The organism is Shigella flexneri 2a str. 301 (genome assembly GCF_000006925.2).
Taxonomy (GTDB): domain Bacteria; phylum Pseudomonadota; class Gammaproteobacteria; order Enterobacterales; family Enterobacteriaceae; genus ECMA0423.
This window is the reverse complement of the sequence record NC_004337.2, coordinates 552,453-575,018: the sequence shown is the minus strand read 5'-3', so window position 1 is coordinate 575,018 and position 22,566 is coordinate 552,453. Positions and strand designations below refer to the sequence as shown.

Annotated in this window: 22 protein-coding genes, 1 pseudogene and 2 other annotated features; of the genes and pseudogenes, 13 read left to right on the top strand and 10 right to left on the bottom strand. The window is 51.7% G+C overall.

Features of this window, described 5'->3' with window-relative positions:
• The first annotated feature begins 11 nt into the window (after positions 1-11).
• Positions 12-731 (top strand): nicotinamide riboside transporter PnuC, encoded by a 720-nt coding sequence (gene pnuC / locus SF0553; protein NP_706490.1) that lies wholly within the window; start codon positions 12-14, stop codon positions 729-731.
• Here pnuC and ybgR read toward each other — a convergent pair.
• Together ybgR and SF0551 are read right to left on the bottom strand one after the other, a co-directional pair.
• Positions 728-1,669: a zinc transporter ZitB gene (gene ybgR / locus SF0552; RefSeq protein NP_706489.1), complete on the bottom strand. Its 942-nt coding sequence runs from the start codon at positions 1,667-1,669 to the stop codon at positions 728-730. The genes pnuC and ybgR overlap by 4 nt on opposite strands.
• Positions 1,670-1,782: 113 nt before the next feature.
• A complete protein-coding gene (locus tag SF0551; RefSeq protein ID NP_706488.1) occupies positions 1,783-2,163 on the bottom strand; it encodes a homeobox protein in 381 nt (126 codons plus the stop codon).
• Positions 2,164-2,478: 315 nt separating this feature from the next.
• Here SF0551 and aroG point away from each other — a divergent pair, with 315 nt between their 5' ends.
• Entirely contained in the window at positions 2,479-3,531 is a 1,053-nt protein-coding gene (gene aroG / locus SF0550) for a 3-deoxy-7-phosphoheptulonate synthase (protein NP_706487.1), read from the top strand.
• Between the two features lie 166 nt (positions 3,532-3,697).
• Here aroG and gpmA read toward each other — a convergent pair whose 3' ends face one another.
• The 7 genes from gpmA to modE all read right to left on the bottom strand — a co-directional run bounded on the left by gpmA (position 3,698) and on the right by modE (position 11,500).
• Complete coding sequence (gene gpmA, locus SF0549) at positions 3,698-4,450, bottom strand: 2,3-bisphosphoglycerate-dependent phosphoglycerate mutase (RefSeq protein NP_706486.2); 753 nt, start codon at positions 4,448-4,450, stop codon at positions 3,698-3,700.
• Between the two features lie 202 nt (positions 4,451-4,652).
• On the bottom strand, positions 4,653-5,693 hold the full coding sequence (galM, locus tag SF0548; RefSeq protein NP_706485.1) for a galactose-1-epimerase: 1,041 nt from the start codon (positions 5,691-5,693) through the stop codon (positions 4,653-4,655).
• On the bottom strand, positions 5,687-6,835 hold the full coding sequence (gene galK / locus SF0547; protein ID NP_706484.1) for a galactokinase: 1,149 nt from the start codon (positions 6,833-6,835) through the stop codon (positions 5,687-5,689). The genes galM and galK overlap by 7 nt, the downstream gene beginning before the upstream one ends.
• Before the next feature lie 3 nt (positions 6,836-6,838).
• Positions 6,839-7,885: a galactose-1-phosphate uridylyltransferase gene (gene galT, locus SF0546; protein NP_706483.1), complete on the bottom strand. Its 1,047-nt coding sequence runs from the start codon at positions 7,883-7,885 to the stop codon at positions 6,839-6,841.
• Between the two features lie 9 nt (positions 7,886-7,894).
• Positions 7,895-8,911 carry a UDP-galactose-4-epimerase gene (galE, locus tag SF0545; RefSeq protein ID NP_706482.2) on the bottom strand — a complete coding sequence of 339 codons (1,017 nt, stop codon included), beginning with the start codon at positions 8,909-8,911 and terminating at the stop codon, positions 7,895-7,897.
• Between the two features lie 260 nt (positions 8,912-9,171).
• A complete protein-coding gene (gene modF, locus SF0544) occupies positions 9,172-10,644 on the bottom strand; it encodes a molybdenum transport ATP-binding protein ModF (RefSeq protein ID NP_706481.1) in 1,473 nt (490 codons plus the stop codon).
• A 67-nt stretch (positions 10,645-10,711) separates the two neighbouring features.
• Complete coding sequence (gene modE / locus SF0543; protein ID NP_706480.1) at positions 10,712-11,500, bottom strand: DNA-binding transcriptional regulator ModE; 789 nt, start codon at positions 11,498-11,500, stop codon at positions 10,712-10,714.
• A 128-nt stretch (positions 11,501-11,628) separates the two neighbouring features.
• Here modE and SF0542 point away from each other — a divergent pair, with 128 nt between their 5' ends.
• The 4 genes from SF0542 to modC all read left to right on the top strand — a co-directional run bounded on the left by SF0542 (position 11,629) and on the right by modC (position 14,468).
• Positions 11,629-11,778, top strand: a complete 150-nt coding sequence (locus tag SF0542) for a hypothetical protein (protein NP_706479.2) — start codon at positions 11,629-11,631, stop codon at positions 11,776-11,778.
• 166 nt (positions 11,779-11,944) lie between these two features.
• Complete coding sequence (gene modA, locus SF0541; protein ID NP_706478.1) at positions 11,945-12,718, top strand: molybdate transporter substrate-binding protein; 774 nt, start codon at positions 11,945-11,947, stop codon at positions 12,716-12,718.
• Entirely contained in the window at positions 12,718-13,407 is a 690-nt protein-coding gene (gene modB, locus SF0540) for a molybdate ABC transporter permease (protein ID NP_706477.1), read from the top strand. Before modA ends, modB begins: the two co-directional genes overlap by 1 nt.
• A gap of 2 nt (positions 13,408-13,409) precedes the next feature.
• The gene (gene modC / locus SF0539; protein NP_706476.1) at positions 13,410-14,468 is read left to right on the top strand and encodes a molybdate transporter ATP-binding protein; all 1,059 of its coding nucleotides are present in this window, start codon (positions 13,410-13,412) and stop codon (positions 14,466-14,468) included.
• On the opposite strand, the gene ybhA is transcribed toward modC, so the two are convergent.
• A complete protein-coding gene (ybhA, locus tag SF0538) occupies positions 14,469-15,287 on the bottom strand; it encodes a pyridoxal phosphate (PLP) phosphatase (RefSeq protein NP_706475.2) in 819 nt (272 codons plus the stop codon).
• 813 nt (positions 15,288-16,100) lie between these two features.
• Positions 16,101-16,868, top strand: a mobile genetic element.
• Between ybhA and insB the strand changes: the two genes are divergently transcribed.
• The 7 genes and pseudogenes from insB (at position 16,350) to SF0531a (ending at position 22,543) form a co-directional block, all read left to right on the top strand.
• A complete protein-coding gene (insB, locus tag SF0536; RefSeq protein ID NP_706473.1) occupies positions 16,350-16,853 on the top strand; it encodes an insertion element IS1 protein InsB in 504 nt (167 codons plus the stop codon). Its footprint overlaps the feature before it by 504 nt.
• Before the next feature lie 363 nt (positions 16,869-17,231).
• Entirely contained in the window at positions 17,232-18,377 is a 1,146-nt protein-coding gene (citC, locus tag SF0535; protein NP_706472.2) for a [citrate (pro-3S)-lyase] ligase, read from the top strand.
• Between the two features lie 14 nt (positions 18,378-18,391).
• A complete protein-coding gene (gene citD, locus SF0534) occupies positions 18,392-18,688 on the top strand; it encodes a citrate lyase subunit gamma (RefSeq protein ID NP_706471.2) in 297 nt (98 codons plus the stop codon).
• Positions 18,685-19,593 (top strand): citrate lyase subunit beta, encoded by a 909-nt coding sequence (citE, locus tag SF0533; RefSeq protein NP_706470.2) that lies wholly within the window; start codon positions 18,685-18,687, stop codon positions 19,591-19,593. Before citD ends, citE begins: the two co-directional genes overlap by 4 nt.
• A 10-nt stretch (positions 19,594-19,603) precedes the next feature.
• Positions 19,604-21,136 (top strand): citrate lyase subunit alpha, encoded by a 1,533-nt coding sequence (citF, locus tag SF0532; protein NP_706469.1) that lies wholly within the window; start codon positions 19,604-19,606, stop codon positions 21,134-21,136.
• A gap of 3 nt (positions 21,137-21,139) precedes the next feature.
• Positions 21,140-21,690, top strand: a sequence feature (Similar to Escherichia coli K12 conserved hypothetical protein gi: 1786831 (184 aa). BLAST with identity of 98% in 183 aa. This CDS contains an in-frame stop codon. The sequence has been checked and is believed to be correct.).
• Positions 21,140-21,690: pseudogene (gene ybdU, locus SF0531) on the top strand. (Overlaps the previous feature by 551 nt.)
• Positions 21,665-22,543 carry a 2-(5''-triphosphoribosyl)-3'-dephosphocoenzyme-A synthase gene (locus SF0531a; protein YP_008439231.1) on the top strand — a complete coding sequence of 293 codons (879 nt, stop codon included), beginning with the start codon at positions 21,665-21,667 and terminating at the stop codon, positions 22,541-22,543. Before ybdU ends, SF0531a begins: the two are co-directional and overlap by 26 nt.
• The last annotated feature ends 23 nt before the right edge of the window (positions 22,544-22,566 follow it).

Below are 22,566 nucleotides of genomic sequence, written 5' to 3'. Positions count from 1 at the left end.
TTGGGGGAAAGATGGATTTTTTTAGTGTGCAGAATATCCTGGTACATATACCAATAGGGGCGGGCGGTTATGATCTCTCATGGATCGAAGCGGTAGGCACGATCGCCGGGTTGCTGTGTATTGGCCTTGCCAGTCTGGAGAAGATCAGCAACTACTTCTTTGGCCTGATCAACGTTACCTTGTTTGGCATTATTTTCTTTCAGATTCAGCTGTATGCCAGCCTGCTATTACAGGTGTTTTTCTTTGCCGCGAATATTTACGGCTGGTATGCGTGGTCGCGACAAACCAGTCAGAACGAGGCGGAGTTGAAAATTCGCTGGTTGCCATTGCCGAAGGCACTCAGCTGGTTGGCGGTTTGCGTTGTTTCGATTGGTCTGATGACGGTATTTATCAATCCGGTGTTTGCATTTTTGACCCGCGTGGCAGTCATGATCATGCAAGCATTAGGATTACAGGTTGTGATGCCTGAACTGCAACCGGACGCTTTCCCGTTCTGGGATTCATGCATGATGGTGTTATCTATCGTGGCAATGATTCTGATGACGCGTAAGTATGTGGAAAACTGGCTGTTGTGGGTGATTATTAACGTGATTAGCGTCGTTATTTTTGCACTTCAGGGCGTTTACGCCATGTCTCTGGAGTACATCATCCTGACCTTTATTGCGCTCAACGGCAGCCGGATGTGGATCAACAGCGCACGTGAAAGAGGCTCACGCGCGCTGTCCCATTAATGGTGATGATGTGAATGGCCAGACACCCCTTCATTCAGGTGGCAGTCTGGCCTATGACAAGGTTGATATTCCATCTGAATGGTGGTGTGCTCAATCTGATAGTGATCCATCAGGTAGTGTTGGATCTGATCCAACAAGGCATCGTGATCGTGTGGCGGGATCACCTGCACATGCAACGTCATCACCGGCTTCTCGCCTACCATCCATACATGTACATGGTGCACATTGCGGACTTCCGGGATTTCCCGGCACATACGACGCTTCAGTTCAGCGATATCCAGCGATACCGGTGCACCTTCAAGTAATTCATTCACGCTATCTTTCAACAGTCGCCACGCGCTACGCAGAACCAGAAGCGACACCAGTATCGAGAGAATGGGGTCAGCAGGTGTCCAGCCAGTCCAGATAATAATCAACGCGGCAATAATAGCCCCAACCGAACCCAGCAGGTCCCCGAGCACATGCAGTGCCGCTGCTCGTACGTTGAGGTTTTTCTCTTCGCTGCCGTGATGAAGTAACCAGAAAGAAAGTATATTTGCCAGCAACCCAGCCACGGCAATTGCCATCATCATGCCTCCCTCGACCGGACGCGGCGTGCGGAAGCGTTCTATCGCCTCCCAGACAATCAAAATGGTAATTACCACGAGGGCGATGGCATTCACAAACGCCGCGAGCGTGGTCAGTCTTAGCCAACCGAAAGTGTGGCGAATGGTGGGAGGACGACGTGAAAATTGCACGGCGAGTAGGGCGAAAAGCAGGGCGGCAGTATCGGTCAACATATGACCCGCATCGGCCAGCAATGCCAGAGAACCAGAAAGAAAACCACCAACGACTTCTACCAGCATAAACCCGGCAGTCACGCCGAAAGCATACAACAAGCGACGAGCATTATTATCTTCTGGCAGGTGTGAGGACGTGTGTGAGTGTGAGTGCGCCATGACGAGTCATCCCTTAATTATTCTCACTTAACTTTATGACATCATACTGCTTTTAGAAGTGAAAAATTAAAAGGGAGAGACTCCGCTCTCCCATTATTGGCTATTTTGCAGGGTTACTGCGTGGTACCGTCGGTTTTGGTATCGACATCATTATTGATGCCATCACCGGTTTGTACCTTTTTATTGATATCCGGACATCGACCATCTTTGCACATGGTGTTCTTGTGCTCTTCATCTTTGGTCATTCCGTCATTGTTCATTGAAGAACCATCCGAATGCAGCATTGTGCCGCCAGAACCGGTATTTACCCCGTTATTGTCGACGTTATTTGGCGCGACATTTTCACGGGCGTCAGGGGCTACCTGGCCCGCATCAGCTGCGGCGTTTGCCTGGCCGTTATTAGTTTGCGCTCCGCTATCGGCAGCCAGTGCGGCACCGCTGGCAAGGCTTAGAGTGGCAGTCAGAAATAATGTGGCCAGTTTTGTCATTTTCATAGGATGCTCCTGTTATGGTCGTTATGTCGGATAACCTCTTCCAACAGTGCATTTGCAGGTGAATATAAGGCATTGGTTTAAGATTTCAGCCAGTTTATGAAACGCAGCAGAGAATCTTGAAATAATTAACAAACAAAGGAGTTACAGTTAGAAATTGTAGGAGAGATCTCGTTTTTCGCGACAATCTGGCGTTTTTCTTGCTAATTCCAGGATTAATCCGTTCATAGTGTAAAACCCCGTTTACACATTCTGACGGAAGATATAGATTGGAAGTATTGCATTCACTAAGATAAGTATGGCAACACTGGAACAGACATGAATTATCAGAACGACGATTTACGCATCAAAGAAATCAAAGAGTTACTTCCTCCTGTCGCATTGCTGGAAAAATTCCCCGCAACTGAAAATGCCGCGAATACGGTTGCCCATGCCCGAAAAGCGATCCATAAGATCCTGAAAGGTAATGATGATCGCCTGTTGGTGGTGATTGGCCCGTGCTCAATTCATGATCCTGTCGCGGCTAAAGAGTATGCCACTCGCTTGCTGGCGCTGCGTGAAGAGCTGAAAGATGAGCTGGAAATCGTAATGCGCGTCTATTTTGAAAAGCCGCGTACCACGGTGGGCTGGAAAGGGTTGATTAACGATCCGCATATGGATAACAGCTTCCAGATCAACGACGGTCTGCGTATAGCCCGTAAATTGCTGCTTGATATTAACGACAGCGGTCTGCCAGCGGCGGGTGAGTTTCTCGATATGATCACTCCTCAGTATCTCGCTGACCTGATGAGCTGGGGCGCAATTGGTGCACGTACCACGGAATCGCAGGTGCACCGCGAACTGGCGTCTGGTCTTTCTTGTCCGGTAGGTTTTAAAAATGGCACAGACGGTACGATTAAAGTGGCTATCGATGCCATTAATGCCGCCGGTGCGCCGCACTGCTTCCTGTCCGTAACTAAATGGGGGCATTCGGCGATTGTGAATACCAGTGGTAACGGCGATTGCCATATCATTCTGCGCGGCGGTAAAGAGCCTAACTACAGCGCGAAGCACGTTGCTGAAGTGAAAGAAGGGCTGAACAAAGCAGGTCTGCCAGCTCAGGTGATGATCGATTTCAGCCATGCTAATTCGTCCAAACAATTCAAAAAGCAGATGGATGTTTGTGCTGACGTTTGCCAGCAGATTGCCGGTGGCGAAAAGGCCATTATTGGCGTGATGGTGGAAAGCCATCTGGTGGAAGGCAATCAGAGCCTCGATAGCGGGGAGCCGCTGGCCTACGGTAAGAGCATCACCGATGCCTGCATTGGCTGGGAAGATACCGATGCTCTGTTACGTCAACTGGTGAATGCAGTAAAAGCGCGTCGCGGGTAAGGTTTAATTGTCGGATGCGCCGTCAGAGTGGCGTATCCGATGAATCACCACAGGCCTGATAAGACGCGCAGCGTCGCATCAGGCAATGTGCTCCATTGTTAGCAACGACAAACAAAAAAGCCGACTCACTTGCAGTCGGCTTTCTCATTTTTTAAACGAATGACGTTTACTTCGCTTTACCCTGGTTCGCAACGGCTGCTGCTTTCGCCGCGATCTCGTCAGCATTACCCAGATAATAGCGTTTCAGCGGTTTGAAATTCTCGTCGAACTCATACACCAGCGGCACGCCAGTCGGGATATTCAGCTCAAGAATCTCTTCTTCGCTCATGTTATCAAGATATTTCACCAGCGCACGCAGGGAGTTACCGTGTGCGGCGATGATTACGCGCTCACCGCTCTTCATACGCGGCAGAATGGTTTCATTCCAGTAAGGGATCACGCGGTCAATGGTCAGCGCCAGGCTTTCCGTCAGCGGCAATTCTTTCTCGCTCAGTTTCGCGTAACGCGGATCGTGACCCGGATAACGCTCATCATCTTTAGTCAGTTCCGGCGGAGTCACTGCAAAACCACGACGCCACTGTTTCACCTGCTCGTCGCCATACTTTTCAGCAGTTTCCGCTTTGTTCAGACCCTGCAACGCACCGTAGTGACGTTCGTTCAGTTTCCAGGATTTCTCAACGGGCAGCCATGCCTGATCCAGTTCGTCCAGCACATTCCACAGGGTATGGATAGCGCGTTTCAGCACAGAAGTGTAAGCAAAGTCAAAGCTGTAACCTTCCTCTTTCAGCAGCTTACCTGCTGCTTTTGCTTCGCTTACGCCTTTCTCAGACAGATCCACGTCGTACCAACCGGTGAAACGGTTTTCTTTGTTCCACTGACTTTCGCCATGACGAACCAGAACCAGCTTAGTTACAGCCATATGCTTACTCCTCAAATCATTTTTTAATGATAATAATTCTCATTATATTGCCGTGACGAAGCAACAGCAATGCTTACGCATAACCATAGCGAAAATAGTGGCGCAGTGTAAGGTTGTTGTGAATATTGAGTTGCAAATATGTCGGTGTTTGCTGGTGATTTGAACAATATGAAGATAAAGCCCTCATGACGAGGGCTTAACATTACTCAGCAATAAACTGATATTCCGTCAGGCTGGAATACTCTTCGCCAGGACGCAGGAAGCAGTCCGGTTGCGGCCATTCAGGGTGGTTCGGGCTGTCCGGCAGAAACTCGCTTTCCAACGCCAGCCCTTGCCAGTCGGCGTAAGGTTCGGTTCCCCGCGACGGTGTGCCGCCGAGGAAGTTGCCGGAGTAGAATTGAAGAGCCGGAGCGGTGGTGTAGACCTTCAGCTGCAATTTTTCATCTGCTGACCAGACATGCGCCGCCACTTTCTTGCCATCGCCTTTGGCCTGTAACAAGAATGCGTGATCGTAACCTTTCACTTTGCGCTGATCGTCGTCGGCAAGAAACTCACTGGCGATGATTTTGGCGCTGCGGAAATCAAAAGACGTTCCGGCGACAGATTTCAAGCCGTCGTGCGGAATGCCGCCTTCATCAACCGGAAGATATTCGTCCGCCAGAATCTGCAACTTGTGATTGCGCACGTCAGACTGCTCGCCGTCAAGATTGAAATAGACGTGATTAGTCATATTCACCGGGCAAGGTTTATCAACTGTGGCGCGATAAGTAATGGAGATACGGTTATCGTCGGTCAGACGATATTGCACCGTCGCGCCGAGATTACCCGGGAAGCCCTGATCGCCATCATCTGAACTCAGGGCAAACAGCACCTGACGATCGTTCTGGTTCACAATCTGCCAGCGACGTTTGTCGAACCCTTCCGGGCCGCCGTGCAGCTGGTTAACGCCCTGGCTTGGCGAAAGCGTCACGGTTTCACCGTCAAAGGTATAGCGACTATTGGCGATGCGGTTGGCATAACGACCAATAGAGGCCCCCAGAAACGCAGCCTGATCCTGATAGCATTCCGGACTGGCACAGCCGAGCAGCGCCTCGCGGACGCTGCCATCGGAAAGCGGAATACGGGCGGAAAGTAAAGTCGCACCCCAGTCCATCAGCGTGACTACCATCCCTGCGTTGTTACGCAAAGTTAACAGTCGGTACGGCTGACCATCGGGTGCCAGTGCGGGAGTTTCGTTCAGCACTGTCCTGCTCCTTGTGATGGTTTACAAACGTAAAAAGTCTCTTTAATACCTGTTTTTGCTTCATATTGTTCAGCGACAGCTTGCTGTACGGCAGGCACCAGCTCTTCCGGGATCAGCGCGACGATACAGCCGCCAAATCCGCCGCCGGTCATGCGTACGCCACCTTTGTCGCCAATCACAGCTTTGACGATTTCTACCAGAGTGTCAATTTGCGGCACGGTGATTTCGAAATCATCGCGCATAGAGGCATGAGACTCGGCCATCAACTCGCCCATACGTTTCAGGTCGCCTTGCTCCAGCGCGCTGGCAGCTTCAACGGTGCGGGCGTTTTCAGTCAGGATATGACGCACGCGTTTCGCCACGATTGGGTCCAGCTCATGTGCAACAGCGTTGAACTCTTCAATGGTGACATCGCGCAGAGCTGGCTGCTGGAAGAAACGCGCACCGGTTTCGCACTGTTCACGACGGGTGTTGTATTCGCTGCCAACCAGGGTACGTTTGAAGTTACTGTTGATGATGACGACAGCCACACCTTTCGGCATGGAAACTGCTTTAGTCCCCAGTGAGCGGCAGTCAATCAGCAAGGCATGATCTTTCTTGCCGAGTGCGGAAATTAGCTGATCCATGATCCCGCAGTTACAGCCAACAAACTGGTTTTCTGCTTCCTGACCGTTAAGCGCGATTTGTGCGCCGTCCAGCGGCAGATGATAAAGCTGCTGCAATACGGTTCCGACCGCGACTTCCAGTGAAGCGGAAGAACTTAACCCGGCACCCTGCGGCACATTGCCGCTGATCACCATGTCCACACCGCCGAAGCTGTTGTTACGCAGTTGCAGATGTTTCACCACGCCACGAACGTAGTTCGCCCATTGATAGTTTTCATGCGCGACAATGGGCGCATTGAGGGAAAACTCGTCGAGCTGATTTTCATAATCGGCTGCCATCACGCGAACTTTACGGTCATCGCGTGGTGCACAGCTGATCACGGTTTGATAATCAATCGCGCAGGGCAGAACGAAACCGTCGTTGTAGTCGGTGTGTTCACCAATCAAATTCACGCGGCCAGGCGCCTGAATGGTGTGAGTGGCAGGGTAGCCAAATGCGTTGGCAAACAGAGATTGTGTTTTTTCTTTCAGACTCATTTCTTACACTCCGGATTCGCGAAAATGGATATCGCTGACTGCGCGCAAACGCTCTGCTGCCTGTTCTGCGGTCAGGTCTCGCTGGGTCTCTGCCAGCATTTCATAACCAACCATAAATTTACGTACGGTGGCGGAGCGCAGCAGAGGCGGATAAAAGTGCGCGTGCAGCTGCCAGTGTTGATTCTCTTCGCCATTAAATGGTGCGCCGTGCCAGCCCATAGAGTAGGGGAAGGAGCACTGGAAGAGGTTGTCATAACGACTGGTCAGCTTTTTCAACGCCAGCGCCAAATCGCTGCGCTGGGCGTCGGTCAAATCGGTGATCCGCAAAACGTGGGCTTTGGGCAGCAGTAGCGTTTCGAACGGCCAGGCAGCCCAGTAAGGCACAACGGCTAACCAGTGTTCGGTTTCGACAACGGTACGGCTACCGTCTGCCAGCTCGCGCTGAACATAATCCACCAGCATTGGTGATTTCTGTTCGGCAAAATATTCTTTTTGCAGGCGGTCTTCGCACTCAGCTTCGTTAGGCAGGAAGCTATTTGCCCAAATCTGTCCGTGCGGATGCGGGTTAGAGCAGCCCATCGCCGCACCTTTGTTTTCAAAGACCTGCACCCACGGGTACGTTTTTCCCAGCTCTGCGGTTTGCTCCTGCCAGGTTTTGACGATTTCCGTCAATGCCGCAACGCTCAGTTCTGGCAACGTTTTACTGTGATCCGGTGAAAAGCAGATCACCCGGCTGGTACCGCGCGCGCTCTGGCAACGCATCAAAGGATCGTTGCTTTCTGGCGCATCTGGCGTGTCAGACATCAAGGCCGCAAAGTCATTAGTGAAAACGTAAGTCCCGGTGTAATCGGGGTTTTTATCGCCTGTCACCCGCACATTACCTGCGCAGAGGAAGCAATCTGGATCGTGCGCAGGTAACACCTGTTTGGCTGGCGTTTCCTGCGCCCCCTGCCAGGGGCGCTTAGCGCGGTGCGGTGAAACCAGAATCCATTGCCCGGTGAGCGGGTTGTAGCGGCGATGTGGATGATCAACGGGATTAAATTGCGTCATGGTCGTTCCTTAATCGGGATATCCCTGTGGATGGCGTGACTGCCAGTGCCAGGTGTCCTGCGCCATTTCATCGAGTGTGCGCGTTACGCGCCAGTTCAGTTCACGGTCGGCTTTGCTGGCGTCCGCCCAGTAGGCCGGAAGGTCGCCTTCGCGACGCGGTGCAAAATGATAGTTAACCGGTTTGCCGCAGGCTTTGCTGAAGGCATTAACCACGTCCAGCACGCTGCTGCCTACGCCAGCACCGAGGTTGTAGATGTGTACGCCTGGCTTGTTCGCCAGTTTTTCCATCGCCACGACGTGACCGTCCGCCAGATCCATTACGTGGATGTAATCGCGTACGCCAGTACCATCTTCGGTCGGATAATCGTTACCAAAAATCGCCAGCGAGTCGCGACGGCCTACAGCAACTTGGGCGATGTATGGCATCAGGTTATTCGGAATGCCTTGCGGATCTTCGCCCATATCGCCCGACGGATGCGCGCCAACCGGGTTGAAGTAGCGCAGCAGGGCAATGCTCCAGTCCGGCTGGGCTTTTTGCAGGTCGGTGAGGATCTGTTCCACCATCAATTTGCTTTTGCCATAAGGGCTTTGCGGTGTGCCGGTCGGGAAGCTTTCAACGTATGGAATTTGGGGCTGATCGCCATAAACGGTGGCGGAGGAGCTAAAAATAAAGTTTTTGACGTTAGCGGCGCGCATGGCGCTAATCAGGCGCAGAGTGCCGTTGACATTGTTGTCGTAATATTCCAGCGGTTTTTGTACCGATTCGGCGACGGCTTTCAGCCCGGCGAAGTGGATCACGGTGTCGATAGCGTGATCGTGCAGGATCTCGGTCATCAACGCTTCGTTACGAATATCGCCTTCAACAAACGTTGGATGTTTGCCGCCTAAACGCTCGATAACAGGCAGTACGCTGCGCTTACTGTTACAGAGGTTATCAAGAATGATGACATCATGACCGTTTTGCAGTAATTGCACGCAGGTATGACTTCCAATGTAACCGCTACCACCGGTAACCAGAACTCTCATAATTCGCTCCATTAGGCTTATGGTATGAAATAACCATAGCATAACAAAGATGCGAAAAGTGTGACATGGAATAAATTAGTGGAATCGTTTACACAAGAATTTAGCCGTTTTTTATGCGCGATTAAGTGATTATAAAACAGAGGGTTTATGAATGATTGCGCTTTTTATCTGAAAAAAGAAGCGGTTTCATGCCTGCATGCGTCGAACCGTTGGCCGGAGAGTGCGCTTAGGCCGCCTCCGGCAAGGTCAGCACTACCGACTCAATATATTTTTGTCAGCACATAGCGATAGAGTCCACCGTCCGGCACGAACTCAAGGCGATGGGTAATACAGGCAGGCGCATCTTCAGCGTGGTGCGAAACAAACAACAATTGCGTTTCACCTTCGCTAATCAGCACATCAACAAAACGGCGGATAAGTTGGCGATTGAGCGGATCAAGCCCCTGTAGTGGTTCATCGAGAATAAGCAACGTCGGATGTTTCACCAGTGCGCGGACGATCAGCGCCAAACGCTGCTGTCCCCAGGAAAGACTATGGAACGGAGCGTCAGCCGTGTGTTTATCAATGCCGAGAATATCCAGCCACTGCTGCACCAGTTTTTGCTGGCGATCCGAAACGACCTGATAAATGCCAATCGAATCAAAATAGCCAGAAAGAATCACATTACGCACGGTAGTGCTGACCCGGTAATCCAGATGCAAACTACTGCTGACGTAACCGATATGCTTTTTGATGTCCCAGATGGTTTCGCTGCTGCCGCGACGTCGGCCGAAAAGCGTCAAATCGTTGCTGTAACCTTGCGGATGATCGCCAGTAATCAGGCTTAATAACGTCGATTTTCCCGCGCCATTTGGCCCGACAATTTGCCAGTGTTCGCCTGGATTCACCTGCCAGCTAAGGTTATTAAGAATGGGGCGATCATTATAAGAAACCACGCCATTGTTCAGCACAATGCGCGATTCGTTGGCGGGTAAGGCGTGACGTGCTGAAGGTTCATCCGGCTCCGGCAGTTGCACACCTTCAAGCTGTTCACTATGCGCAAGTTGCGCGACGAGTGCTTGCTGGAGCAGTTCCTCTTTAGCGCCAGTTTCCGCTAACGTACAATCCGCCAGCACGCCAGCAAACTGGACAAATTCCGGGATCTTATCGAAGCGATTGAGCACCAGTACCAAAGTAATACCGGACTGATGTAACGAGGCGAGTCGCTCAGCCAGCTGCTGACGTGAGGCAACATCCAGGCCATCGAACGGCTCATCAAGAATCAACAAGTCAGGCTCCGACATCAGCGCCTGACACAGCAGGGTTTTTCGCGTCTCGCCAGTGGAAAGGTATTTAAAGCGTCGGTCGAGGAGGGCGGTAATACCGAACTGCTGCGCCAGTTGCATGCAACGCGGTGCATCCTTTACTTCATCCTGAATAATCTCAGCCGTAGTGCGTCCGGTGTAATCTTCGCTAGGGCCGAGCATATCGGTGTTATTCCGTTGCCATTCGTCGCTGACGAGCTTTTGCAATTGCTCGAAGGAGAGACGAGTGATGTGGGAAAACTGGCTTTGCCGTTCACCTTTCAAAAGCGGAAGTTCCCCCGCCAGCGCGCGGGCCAGCGCCGACTTTCCACTTCCATTCGAACCGACAAACGCCCAACTATCACCCGCGTTTAACGTTAGCTGAGGCAATTGCAGCGTTTTTGTGTCGCTAAGACGAAACGTGCCTTGCAAAATTTGCAACGATGACATTTTATATCCCATTTTGTGCAGCGATTACTGACAGGGATACGTGTTTCATAACAAATTGTCAACACGCTTAGCACAGCGTGGCGATAATCACGCTGTCGGCATTAAAGTAGGCCGTGACATTCTGCCCTTGCTGAAGAGAAGTCGCTTCATTTACCGGCACTGTGGCGCACAGTGTTTGCCCGTCGGGTAGCGCCATTAATACTTCGCACTGCTCTGCGCCGCGCTCAATATGACTAATAATACCCGGTAATTGGTTGTCGGCGTTTTGTGCGACCGCTTCGTCCTGAGTAATGCCTACCCACGGCGCTTTTAGCAATATCAACACTTCTTTGCCTTCATCCAGCCCCAGACGTGCGCCGCTTTGTGCGGTAATTGCGACTTTCAGGCGTGTTTTTCCGTCAGCCAGTAAGACATCAACATGCTGTTGAACGTCATCATGATCGCGGGCGGTGATGGTACCGAACCACTGGTTACGGGCGCTGGTTTGCAGTGAAAAACGTGAGATCGCGGCCAGCAGGCTGTTCAGCGGCAGGGCGTCATCGTCACTTAACACATCAAAGGCTTTTTGCTGGATTTGCGCCAGTAAGTCATAGAGCTGAATCAGTCGCTGACCATAGCGGGTCAGTACTGCGCCTCCGCCACCTTTACCGCCTGTTGCGCGCTCGACCAGAATATGCTCACTTAACTGATTCATCTCGTTAATGGCATCCCAGGCGCTTTTATAGCTGATACCGGCATCTTTCGCTCCCTGGCTAATGGAACCGGAAAGCGCAATGTGTTTTAGTAGCGAAATGCGGCGCGGGTCGGCGAATAATTTTTGTTGGAGCTTAAGGGTGAGAAGGATTTCGGCCTGCATAACAATGTCCTGGCAAAAGTCTTATTGTGACGGAAAACGAACGCCACGCAAAGCTGACCGCACAAAAGGGGAGTGCTTTTCTGTGCTTAGCGGTTAGAATAGTCTCATGACTATATCTGGAGTTGACCATGTTAGAGTTATTAAAAAGTCTGGTATTCGCCGTAATCATGGTACCTGTCGTGATGGCCATCATCCTGGGTCTGATTTACGGTCTTGGTGAAGTATTCAACATCTTTTCTGGTGTTGGTAAAAAAGACCAGCCCGGACAAAATCATTGATTCCCTGAGTGCCCGCTTAGTCGGGCATTTTCTTTTTCTCAACTTCCTGCTTTTCCTGCCGATATTTTTTCTTATCTACCTCACAAAGGTTAGCAATAACTGCTGGGAAAATTCCGAGTTAGTCGTTATATTGTCGCCTACATAACGTTACATTAAGGGGTTACCAATGGCTCGTAAATGGTTGAACTTGTTTGCCGGGGCGGCACTCTCTTTCGCAGTTGCTGGCAATGCACTGGCAGATGAAGGGAAAATCACGGTGTTCGCCGCCGCATCACTGACTAACGCAATGCAGGACATTGCTACGCAGTATAAAAAAGAGAAAGGCGTGGATGTGGTTTCTTCTTTCGCTTCGTCATCTACTCTCGCCCGTCAGATTGAAGCGGGTGCCCCTGCGGATCTGTTTATTTCTGCCGATCAGAAATGGATGGATTATGCGGTTGATAAAAAAGCGATCGATACTGCTACGCGTCAGACACTGCTCGGCAATAGCCTGGTCGTTGTAGCACCGAAAGCCAGCGAGCAGAAAGATTTCACCATCGACAGCAAAACTAACTGGACTTCGCTGCTGAATGGCGGTCGCCTGGCGGTTGGCGATCCGGAACATGTTCCCGCTGGCATTTATGCAAAAGAAGCACTGCAAAAACTGGGCGCATGGGATACGCTCTCTCCGAAACTGGCCCCAGCGGAAGATGTTCGTGGGGCGCTGGCGCTGGTCGAACGTAACGAAGCGCCTCTGGGCATTGTCTACGGTTCTGACGCAGTTGCCAGCAAAGGGGTAAAAGTGGTTGCCACCTTCCCGGAAGATTCACATAAAAAAGTGGAATATCCGGTTGCTGTTGTGGAAGGGCATAACAATGCGACAGTGAAAGCATTTTATGATTATCTGAAGGGACCGCAGGCAGCGGAAATCTTTAAACGTTACGGATTTACAACCAAGTAATGATACTGACCGATCCAGAATGGCAGGCAGTTTTATTAAGCCTGAAAGTTTCTTCCCTGGCTGTGCTGTTTAGCCTGCCGTTTGGGATCTTTTTTGCCTGGTTACTGGTGCGTTGCACGTTTCCGGGCAAAGCTCTGCTCGACAGCGTACTGCATCTACCGCTGGTGTTACCGCCCGTGGTCGTCGGTTACTTATTATTAGTTTCGATGGGACGGCGCGGATTTATCGGTGAACGTCTGTATGACTGGTTTGGTATTACCTTCGCCTTTAGCTGGCGCGGCGCGGTTCTCGCTGCCGCCGTCATGTCGTTTCCGCTGATGGTGCGGGCAATTCGTCTGGCGCTGGAAGGGGTTGATGTCAAACTGGAACAGGCCGCAAGAACACTAGGTGCCGGGCGCTGGCGCGTTTTCTTTACTATCACGTTACCGCTGACCTTACCGGGAATTATTGTTGGTACGGTACTGGCTTTTGCTCGTTCTCTCGGTGAGTTTGGTGCAACCATCACCTTTGTGTCGAACATTCCTAGCGAAACGCGAACCATTCCTTCTGCCATGTATACCCTGATCCAGACCCCCGGCGGGGAAAGTGGCGCGGCGAGACTGTGCATTATTTCTATTGCGCTGGCGATGATCTCCCTGTTGATTTCAGAATGGCTGGCCAGAATCAGCCGTGAACGGGCGGGGCGCTAATCATGCTGGAGCTGAATTTTTCCCAGACGTTGGGCAACCATTGCCTGACCATTAATGAAACGCTGCCCGCCAATGGCATCACTGCTATCTTTGGCGTCTCCGGTGCCGGAAAAACTTCGCTGATTAACGCCATCAGTGGACTGACGCGCCCGCAAAAAGGGCGGATTGTCCTCAATGGGCGGGTACTAAATGATGCCGAAAAAGGTATCTGCCTGACGCCGGAAAAGCGTCGTGTTGGCTATGTTTTTCAGGATGCGCGGTTGTTCCCGCATTACAAAGTGCGTGGCAATCTGCGCTACGGCATGTCGAAAAGTATGGTCGATCAGTTCGATAAGCTGGTGGCGCTTTTAGGCATTGAACCGTTGCTTGACCGTTTACCAGGCAGCCTGTCCGGAGGCGAAAAACAGCGCGTGGCGATTGGTCGGGCTTTGCTGACAGCACCGGAATTGCTGTTGCTGGATGAACCGCTGGCGTCACTGGATATTCCGCGTAAACGCGAACTGTTGCCTTATCTGCAACGGCTGACACGGGAAATCAACATTCCGATGTTGTATGTCAGCCATTCGCTGGATGAGATCCTCCATCTGGCAGACAGAGTGATGGTACTGGAAAACGGTCAGGTGAAAGCCTTTGGCGCGCTGGAGGAAGTGTGGGGCAGTAGCGTGATGAATCCGTGGCTGCCGAAAGAGCAACAAAGTAGCATTCTGAAAGTGACGGTGCTTGAGCATCATCCGCATTACGCGATGACCGCGCTGGCGCTGGGCGATCAGCATTTGTGGGTCAATAAGCTGGGCGAACCGCTGCAAGCTGCGCTACGTATCCGCATTCAGGCTTCCGATGTTTCTCTGGTTTTACAACCGCCGCAGCAAACCAGCATTCGTAACGTATTGCGGGCAAAAGTTGTTAATAGTTATGACGACAACGGCCAGGTGGAAGTGGAGCTGGAAGTCGGCGGTAAAACGCTGTGGGCGCGTATCAGCCCGTGGGCCAGGGATGAACTGGCGATCAAACCTGGCCTGTGGCTGTACGCGCAAATTAAAAGTGTGTCGATAACCGCCTGATTAAATCAGGTGGCTATAAATGAACTGGGCAATGCTGTCGGTGGTGTTATCACCAATCACAATGTTGGCGCGCGCTTTTACCGCGTCATCGGCGTTGCCCATCGCCACGCCTGTACCAGCGGCTTCCAGCATACTGATATCATTAAAGTTATCGCCGAATGCCACGACGTTTTCCATCGACCAACCTTGCGCCTCAACCCATTTCGTCAAACGTTTACCTTTGCTGTTGCCGCCGTGTGCAATATCAACCTGATCGTGCCAGGACCATTCACACTCCAGTCCCAGTTCATGTTCGACATGCTTACCAAAATGCTGCAATTGCGGCAGGTCATCGTGCGTCAGGGCGAACTTCCATACGGCGTTAACTTGTTGCGTCGTTTCAGCCAGAGAAGCGACTTGTGTGAAAGTCGGACGCTGTTCCGGCGGCAGGGTTTGCGCCCAGTTAGACGTGCGAATGACATGCCCGGTCGGGTGCTCATAGACCATTGCATCATCGACATACATCAGACCGTGAATGTGGTGTTCATTCAGCATCTCAATGAGTTGCAGGGCTTTATTAACGGGCATTGGGTCCGCTTCCAGCACGGTTTTTGCATGATAATCATACAAATAGGTGCCATTACAGCAAATAGCAGGTGTATCCAGCGCCAGCGCCTGATAAAAAGGATGAATAGCGACGTGATGGCGACCTGTGACGATGATTAATTGATAGCCTGCTTCGCGAGCGCGGGCCAGGGCTTCTATCGATGATGGAAGCAAGGTCTTTTTCGGGGTCAATAAGGTGCCGTCTAAGTCGAGAGCAATCACGCGTGTGGTCATGGCGTATTCCAGATTAAGGTTAAGAATTTTCGTCTGCGCGAATGGTACACCGATACCACTATCGGACAAAATTCTGCGTTTTAATTCAGCATTCACCGCCAAAAGCGACTAATTTTAGCTGTTACAGTCAGTTGCTAAATGCAAAGGAGCATTCATGAAGCAAATGCTCTTTAGGAATTAATTCTTTATAATCAATTAATTACAAGTGGCATTTCGAAATCATTCGAAATTAATTCTAAATGTCTTTCCATTCCCTCCCTCGTCCGTCACGGTATTTATCCGTCATGCTGGATGAACGATGTCCAAGGAGCGCCTGAGTGAAATCACTGCCTTTTTCTGCTGAGTGCAGGCGACCGGATAAACTTCGGATTTCATGAAATGGCGGTGGGTCACCTTCCCATTTCAATCCGGATGTGTCTCGGGCAATCCTGAACTGTGCTGCAATTGTCCTGGCTGTCTTCCCTCCGAGTAACTTTTCGTTTTTACCGTTTATTTTTTTCAAGTTATCCAGTACATCGGCAAGTGTTAAATTCAATCTGGAAATCGTGGTGGGGAGAGAAATGCGAATTTTTGCCCCTGTTTTTTGTTGTTCCACGTATAGCCTGCTATCTCTTATATCCTCCCATCTCATAGCCGCCAGATCTCCTTTGCGCTGTCCTGTTACCAGTGCAAGATCCATGCAAAGGCCGAACCATTCGTTCTGGACGTCTGCTATTTTCCTGATTAACAGATACTCGTCAATTAACAGTCGACTGCGCTTCACTTCAGTTCTGAATGGCCTGGTTGCAGAAGCTGGATCTTCTTCGGCAAGACGGTAATGCTGCCAACTTACTGATTTAGTGTATGATGGTGATTTTAAGGTGCTTGCGTGGCTTCCATTTCCATCAGATGTCCTTCCTGCTCCGCTACTGAAGGCGTGGTGCGTAACGGCAAAAGCACTGCCGGACATCAGCGCTATCTCTGCTCTCATTGCCGTAAAACATGGCAACTACAGTTCACTTACACCGCCTCTCAGCCCGGTACGCACCAGAAAATCATTGATATGGCCATGAATGGCGTCGGATGTCGCGCCAGTGCACGCATTATGGGCGTTGGCCTCAACACGGTTTTACGTCACTTAAAAAACTCAGGCCGCAGTCGGTAACCTCGCGCATACAACCGGGCAGTGATGTGATTGTCTGCGCTGAAATGGACGAACATTGGGGCTACGTCGGTGCTAAATCACGTCAGCGCTGGCTGTTTTACGCGTATGACAGGATACGGAGGACGGTTGTGGCGCACGTCTTCGGTGAACGCACTCTGGCCACACTGGAGCGTCTTCTGAGCCTGCTGTCGGCCTTTGAGGTCGTGGTATGGATGACGGATGGCTGGCCGCTGTATGAATCACGCCTGAAGGGAAAGCTGCACGTTATCAGCAAGCGTTACACTCAGCGCATTGAGCGACATAATCTGAATCTGAGACAACATCTGGCAAGGCCGGTACGGAAGTCACTGTCGTTCTCAAAATCGGTGGAGCTGCATGACAAGGTCATCGGGCATTATCTGAACATAAAACACTATCAGTAAGTTGGAGTCATTACCAAAAAGATACGCAGCGGAAATGCCAGTCTTTGGAAAAATGCAAACTGTTTATTCTCGTTAAGCTGCAACATTGTTTTCCTTGCGGGTTGTCCCGAGCCTCTTTGACGGATGTAATTAAAATGTTGAATCAAAATACATAGATATTAATTATGATCGTGGCAAATTTTATTCATTAAATCAATTAAATCACTTAAACCTGCGAGTCATTTCGTAATTACATTAATTAAAAAACTTAAAACCATTAAATAAATAAAAAACCACTAACTCTATGTGAAATAAATCAAAATTTCACGCCGAAATACTCCTTAGGATGTATAGCGAAAGGAGAAAAAGATATACCTCGATCACCCCCCTTTCTCCCAAGTGAAAATAAAAGGTTATCAGTTTGCAACATTGAACAACATTCGTTGCAAATCGATAACAACATGCACCTTCAGGATACTATTTATTATGTTCGGCAATGATATTTTCACCCGCGTAAAACGTTCAGAAAATAAAAAAATGGCGGAAATCGCCCAATTCCTGCATGAAAATGATTTGAGCGTTGACACCACAGTCGAAGTATTTATTACCGTAACCCGCGATGAAAAGCTTATCGCGTGCGGTGGAATTGCCGGAAATATTATTAAATGCGTTGCTATCAGTGAATCCGTTCGCGGTGAAGGACTGGCGCTGACATTAGCCACTGAACTGATAAACCTCGCCTATGAGCGGCACAGCACGCATCTGTTTATTTATACCAAAACCGAATACGAGGCGCTGTTCCGCCAGTGCGGTTTTTCCACGCTGACCTGCGTACCCGGCGTGATGGTGCTGATGGAAAACAGCGCCACGCGACTGAAACGCTATGCCGAATCGCTGAAAAAATTTCGTCATCCAGGGAACAAGATTGGCTGCATTGTGATGAACGCCAATCCCTTTACGAATGGTCACCGTTATCTGATTCAACAAGCTGCGGCACAGTGCGACTGGTTGCATCTGTTTTTAGTCAAAGAAGATTCTTCACGCTTCCCCTATGAAGACCGGCTGGATCTGGTGTTAAAAGGCACCGCCGATATTCCACGCCTGACTGTGCATCGCGGCTCAGAATACATCATCTCCCGCGCTACGTTCCCTTGCTACTTCATTAAAGAACAGAGCGTCATTAACCATTGTTACACCGAAATTGATCTGAAGATTTTCCGTCAGTACCTCGCTCCCGCGCTTGGTGTAACTCACCGCTTTGTCGGTACTGAACCCTTTTGTCGCGTTACCGCCCAGTACAACCAGGATATGCGCTACTGGCTGGAAACGCCGACTATCTCCGCAGCGCCCATCGAACTGGTTGAAATTGAGCGGCTGCGTTACCAGGAGATGCCGATATCCGCTTCCCGGGTACGTCAACTGCTGGCGAAAAACGATCTCACGGCTATCGCGCCGCTGGTCCCTGCAGTCACGCTGCATTATTTGCAGAACCTGCTTGAGCACTCCCGCCAGGACGCGGCAGCTCGTCAAAAGACCCCCGCATGAGAAACAGGTGAAAAATGAAAATAAACCAGCCCGCCGTTGCAGGCACCCTTGAGTCTGGGGATGTGATGATACGCATCGCCCCACTCGATACGCAGGATATCGACCTGCAAATCAATAGCAGCGTTGAGAAACAGTTTGGCGATGCAATTCGCACCACCATTCTGGACGTTCTCGCCCGCTACAACGTGCGCGGCGTACAGCTGAATGTCGATGACAAAGGCGCACTGGACTGCATTTTACATGCACGACTGGAAGCCCTGCTGGCACGCGCCAGCGGTATCCCGGCTCTGCCATGGGAGGATTGCCAATGATTTCCGCTTCGCTGCAACAACGTAAAACTCGCACCCGCCGCAGCATGTTGTTTGTGCCTGGTGCCAATGCCGCGATGGTCAGCAACTCCTTCATCTACCCGGCTGATGCCCTGATGTTTGACCTCGAAGACTCCGTGGCATTACGTGAAAAAGACACCGCCCGCCGCATGGTTTATCACGCGCTGCAACATCCGCTGTATCGCGATATTGAAACCATTGTGCGTGTCAACGCGCTGGATTCCGAATGGGGTGTTAACGACCTGGAAGCCGTCGTTCGCGGTGGTGCGGACGTTGTGCGTCTGCCGAAAACCGATACCGCTCAGGATGTTCTGGATATTGAAAAAGAGATCCTGCGTATAGAAAAAGCCTGTGGTCGTGAACCCGGCAGCACCGGCCTGCTGGCGGCGATTGAATCTCCGCTGGGCATTACCCGCGCAGTGGAAATCGCTCACGCTTCCGAGCGTTTGATCGGTATCGCCCTCGGTGCAGAAGACTATGTGCGCAACCTGCGTACAGAACGCTCCCCGGAAGGAACTGAACTGCTGTTCGCACGCTGTTCCATTTTGCAGGCCGCGCGCTCTGCGGGTATTCAGGCGTTCGATACCGTCTATTCCGACGCTAACAACGAAGCCGGATTCCTGCAAGAAGCCGCCCACATCAAACAGCTGGGCTTTGACGGCAAATCGCTGATCAACCCGCGTCAGATTGATCTGCTGCACAACCTCTACGCACCGACCCAGAAAGAAGTGGATCACGCCCACCGCGTCGTAGAAGCCGCTGAAGCCGCCGCTCGCGAAGGCCTCGGCGTGGTTTCCCTGAACGGCAAGATGGTGGACGGTCCGGTTATCGATCGCGCCCGTCTGGTGCTCTCCCGTGCAGAACTTTCCGGCATCCGCGAAGAATAAGGCAATCAAAATGACGCAGAAAATTGAACAATCTCAACGACAAGAACGGGTAGCGGCCTGGAATCGTCGCACTGAATGCGATCTTGCCGCTTTCCAGAACTCACCAAAGCAAACCTACCAGGCTGAAAAAGCGCGCGATCGCAAACTGTGCGCCAACCTGGAAGAAGCGATTCGTCGCTCAGGTTTACAGGACGGCATGACGGTTTCCTTCCATCACGCTTTCCGTGGCGGTGACCTGACCGTCAATATGGTGATGGACGTCATCGCGAAGATGGGCTTTAAAAACCTGACCCTGGCGTCCAGCTCCCTGAGTGATTGCCATGCGCCGCTGGTAGAACACATTCGCCAGGGCGTGGTTACCCGCATTTATACCTCTGGCCTACGCGGTCCACTGGCGGAAGAGATCTCCCGTGGTCTGCTGGCGGAACCGGTGCAGATCCACTCTCACGGCGGTCGTGTGCATCTGGTACAGAGCGGCGAACTGAATATCGACGTGGCTTTCCTCGGCGTCCCGTCCTGTGATGAATTCGGTAATGCCAACGGCTACACCGGTAAAGCCTGCTGCGGCTCCCTCGGCTATGCAATGGTTGATGCCGACAACGCAAAACAGGTCGTGATGCTTACCGAAGAACTGCTGCCTTATCCGCATAATCCGGCAAGCATTGAGCAAGATCAGGTTGATTTGATCGTCAAAGTTAATCGCGTTGGCGATGCTGCAAAAATCGGCGCTGGTACTACCCGTATGACCACTAACCCGCGCGAACTGCTTATTGCCCGTAGCGCTGCGGATGTGATTGTCAACTCTGGCTACTTCAAAGAAGGTTTCTCCATGCAAACCGGCACCGGCGGCGCTTCGCTGGCGGTAACCCGTTTCCTGGAAGACAAAATGCGTAGCCGCGATATTCGCGCCGACTTCGCCCTCGGCGGTATTACCGCGACGATGGTTGATCTGCACGAAAAAGGTCTGATCCGCAAACTGCTGGATGTGCAGAGCTTTGACAGCCATGCTGCGCAATCGCTGGCCCGTAACCCCAATCACATCGAAATCAGCGCCAACCAGTACGCTAACTGGGGTTCGAAAGGCGCATCGGTTGATCGTCTCGACGTGGTGGTACTGAGCGCGCTGGAAATTGACAGGCAGTTCAACGTTAACGTGCTGACCGGTTCTGACGGCGTACTGCGTGGCGCTTCCGGTGGTCACTGCGATACCGCGATTGCCTCTGCGCTTTCCATCATCGTCGCGCCACTGGTACGCGGTCGTATTCCGACTCTGGTGGATAACGTGCTGACCTGCATCACCCCGGGCTCCAGTGTCGATATTCTGGTCACAGACCACGGTATCGCAGTTAACCCGGCACGTCCGGAACTAGCAGAACGTCTGCAGGAAGCGGGCATTAAAGTGGTTTCCATTGAGTGGCTGCGCGAACGTGCGCGTCTGCTGACCGGTGAACCACAGCCGATTGAATTCACCGACCGCGTCGTTGCCGTTGTGCGTTACCGCGATGGCTCGGTGATCGATGTTGTGCATCAGGTGAAGGAATAAGCCATGCACCTGCTTCCTGAACTCGCCAGCCACCATGCGGTGTCAATTCCCGAGCTGCTCGTCAGCCGGGATGAAAGGCAAGCACGGCAACACGCCTGGCTCAAGCACCATCCTGTTCCACTGGTCTCCTTTACCGTGGTTGCGCCTGGGCCGATTAAAGACAGCGAGGTCACACGCCGAATTTTTAATCATCGCGTGACAGCCTTGCGTGCCTTAGCCACAAAGCAGGGCTGGCAAATTCAGGAGCAGGCTGCACTGGTTTCCGCCAGCGGGCCGGAGGGCATGTTGAGCATTGCCGCCCCGGCTCGCGACCTCAAGCTCGCCACCATTGAGCTTGAACATAGTCATCCTCTCGGGCGGTTATGGGATATCGATGTCCTGACGCCCGAAGGCGAAATTCTCTCCCGCCGCGACTATTCACTGCGCCTCGCCGCTGCCTGTTGTGCGAGCAAAGCGCAGCCGTCTGCGCGCGTGGAAAAACCCATCAACTGACCGATTTACTCAACCGCATGGAGGCACTGCTGAACGATGTCGATGCCTGCAACGTCAACTAAAACCACAAAGCTTGCGACGTCATTAATCGATGAGTACGCCCTGCTGGGCTGGCGCGCCATGCTGACTGAAGTCAATCTGTCACCGAAACCAGGCCTCGTGGATCGCATTAACTGCGGTGCGCACAAAGATATGGCGCTGGAAGATTTCCACCGCAGCGCGCTGGCGATTCAGGGCTGGTTACCCCGTTTCATTGAATTTGGTGCCTGTAGTGCAGAAATGGCACCGGAAGCGGTACTCCACGGATTACGCCCAATTGGTATGGCTTGCGAAGGTGATATGTTCCGCGCCACTGCGGGCGTAAACACGCATAAAGGCAGCATTTTTTCTTTAGGGCTGCTATGTGCGGCAATTGGCCGTTTGCTTCAGCTCAACCAGCCGGTTACGCCAACAACCGTTTGTTCTACGGCGGCAAGTTTCTGCCGTGGCCTGACCGATCGCGAACTGCGTACCAATAATTCACGACTGACGGCAGGTCAACGGTTGTACCAGCAGCTTGGCCTTACCGGCGCACGCGGTGAAGCCGAAGCAGGTTATCCACTGGTGATCAACCACGCCTTGCCGCATTACCTCACTCTGCTGGATCAGGGGTTAGATCCTGAACTGGCATTGCTCGATACCTTGCTCCTACTGATGGCTACCAACGGCGATACCAACGTTGCATCGCGCGGTGGCGAGGGGGGCCTGCGCTGGCTACAGCGCGAGGCGCAAACATTATTGCAAAAAGGGGGCATTCGAACCCCCACCGATCTCGATTATCTCCGGCAGTTCGACAGGGAGTGTATCGAACGAAATCTCAGTCCAGGCGGCAGTGCCGACCTGCTGATCCTTACCTGTTTTTTAGCACAGATTTAATTATTTAAGCACTTGATAAATTT

What these genes read in the sequence shown, in the direction of transcription:
- ybhA (NP_706475.2), bottom strand. Translation starts at nt 15,287, where the DNA reads ATGACCACACGCGTGATTGCTCTCGACTTAGACGGCACCTTATTGACC.
- gpmA (NP_706486.2), bottom strand. Translation starts at nt 4,450, where the DNA reads ATGGCTGTAACTAAGCTGGTTCTGGTTCGTCATGGCGAAAGTCAGTGG.
- modF (NP_706481.1), bottom strand. Translation starts at nt 10,644, where the DNA reads ATGTCATCGTTGCAAATTTTGCAAGGCACGTTTCGTCTTAGCGACACA.
- galT (NP_706483.1), bottom strand. Translation starts at nt 7,885, where the DNA reads ATGACGCAATTTAATCCCGTTGATCATCCACATCGCCGCTACAACCCG.
- modB (NP_706477.1), top strand. Translation starts at nt 12,718, where the DNA reads ATGATACTGACCGATCCAGAATGGCAGGCAGTTTTATTAAGCCTGAAA.
- SF0551 (NP_706488.1), bottom strand. Translation starts at nt 2,163, where the DNA reads ATGAAAATGACAAAACTGGCCACATTATTTCTGACTGCCACTCTAAGC.
- pnuC (NP_706490.1), top strand. Translation starts at nt 12, where the DNA reads ATGGATTTTTTTAGTGTGCAGAATATCCTGGTACATATACCAATAGGG.
- galK (NP_706484.1), bottom strand. Translation starts at nt 6,835, where the DNA reads ATGAGTCTGAAAGAAAAAACACAATCTCTGTTTGCCAACGCATTTGGC.
- modA (NP_706478.1), top strand. Translation starts at nt 11,945, where the DNA reads ATGGCTCGTAAATGGTTGAACTTGTTTGCCGGGGCGGCACTCTCTTTC.
- modE (NP_706480.1), bottom strand. Translation starts at nt 11,500, where the DNA reads ATGCAGGCCGAAATCCTTCTCACCCTTAAGCTCCAACAAAAATTATTC.
- galE (NP_706482.2), bottom strand. Translation starts at nt 8,911, where the DNA reads ATGAGAGTTCTGGTTACCGGTGGTAGCGGTTACATTGGAAGTCATACC.
- citD (NP_706471.2), top strand. Translation starts at nt 18,392, where the DNA reads ATGAAAATAAACCAGCCCGCCGTTGCAGGCACCCTTGAGTCTGGGGAT.
- citF (NP_706469.1), top strand. Translation starts at nt 19,604, where the DNA reads ATGACGCAGAAAATTGAACAATCTCAACGACAAGAACGGGTAGCGGCC.
- ybgR (NP_706489.1), bottom strand. Translation starts at nt 1,669, where the DNA reads ATGGCGCACTCACACTCACACACGTCCTCACACCTGCCAGAAGATAAT.
- aroG (NP_706487.1), top strand. Translation starts at nt 2,479, where the DNA reads ATGAATTATCAGAACGACGATTTACGCATCAAAGAAATCAAAGAGTTA.
- SF0542 (NP_706479.2), top strand. Translation starts at nt 11,629, where the DNA reads ATGTTAGAGTTATTAAAAAGTCTGGTATTCGCCGTAATCATGGTACCT.
- SF0531a (YP_008439231.1), top strand. Translation starts at nt 21,665, where the DNA reads ATGTCGATGCCTGCAACGTCAACTAAAACCACAAAGCTTGCGACGTCA.
- modC (NP_706476.1), top strand. Translation starts at nt 13,410, where the DNA reads ATGCTGGAGCTGAATTTTTCCCAGACGTTGGGCAACCATTGCCTGACC.
- insB (NP_706473.1), top strand. Translation starts at nt 16,350, where the DNA reads ATGTCGCGCCAGTGCACGCATTATGGGCGTTGGCCTCAACACGGTTTT.
- citE (NP_706470.2), top strand. Translation starts at nt 18,685, where the DNA reads ATGATTTCCGCTTCGCTGCAACAACGTAAAACTCGCACCCGCCGCAGC.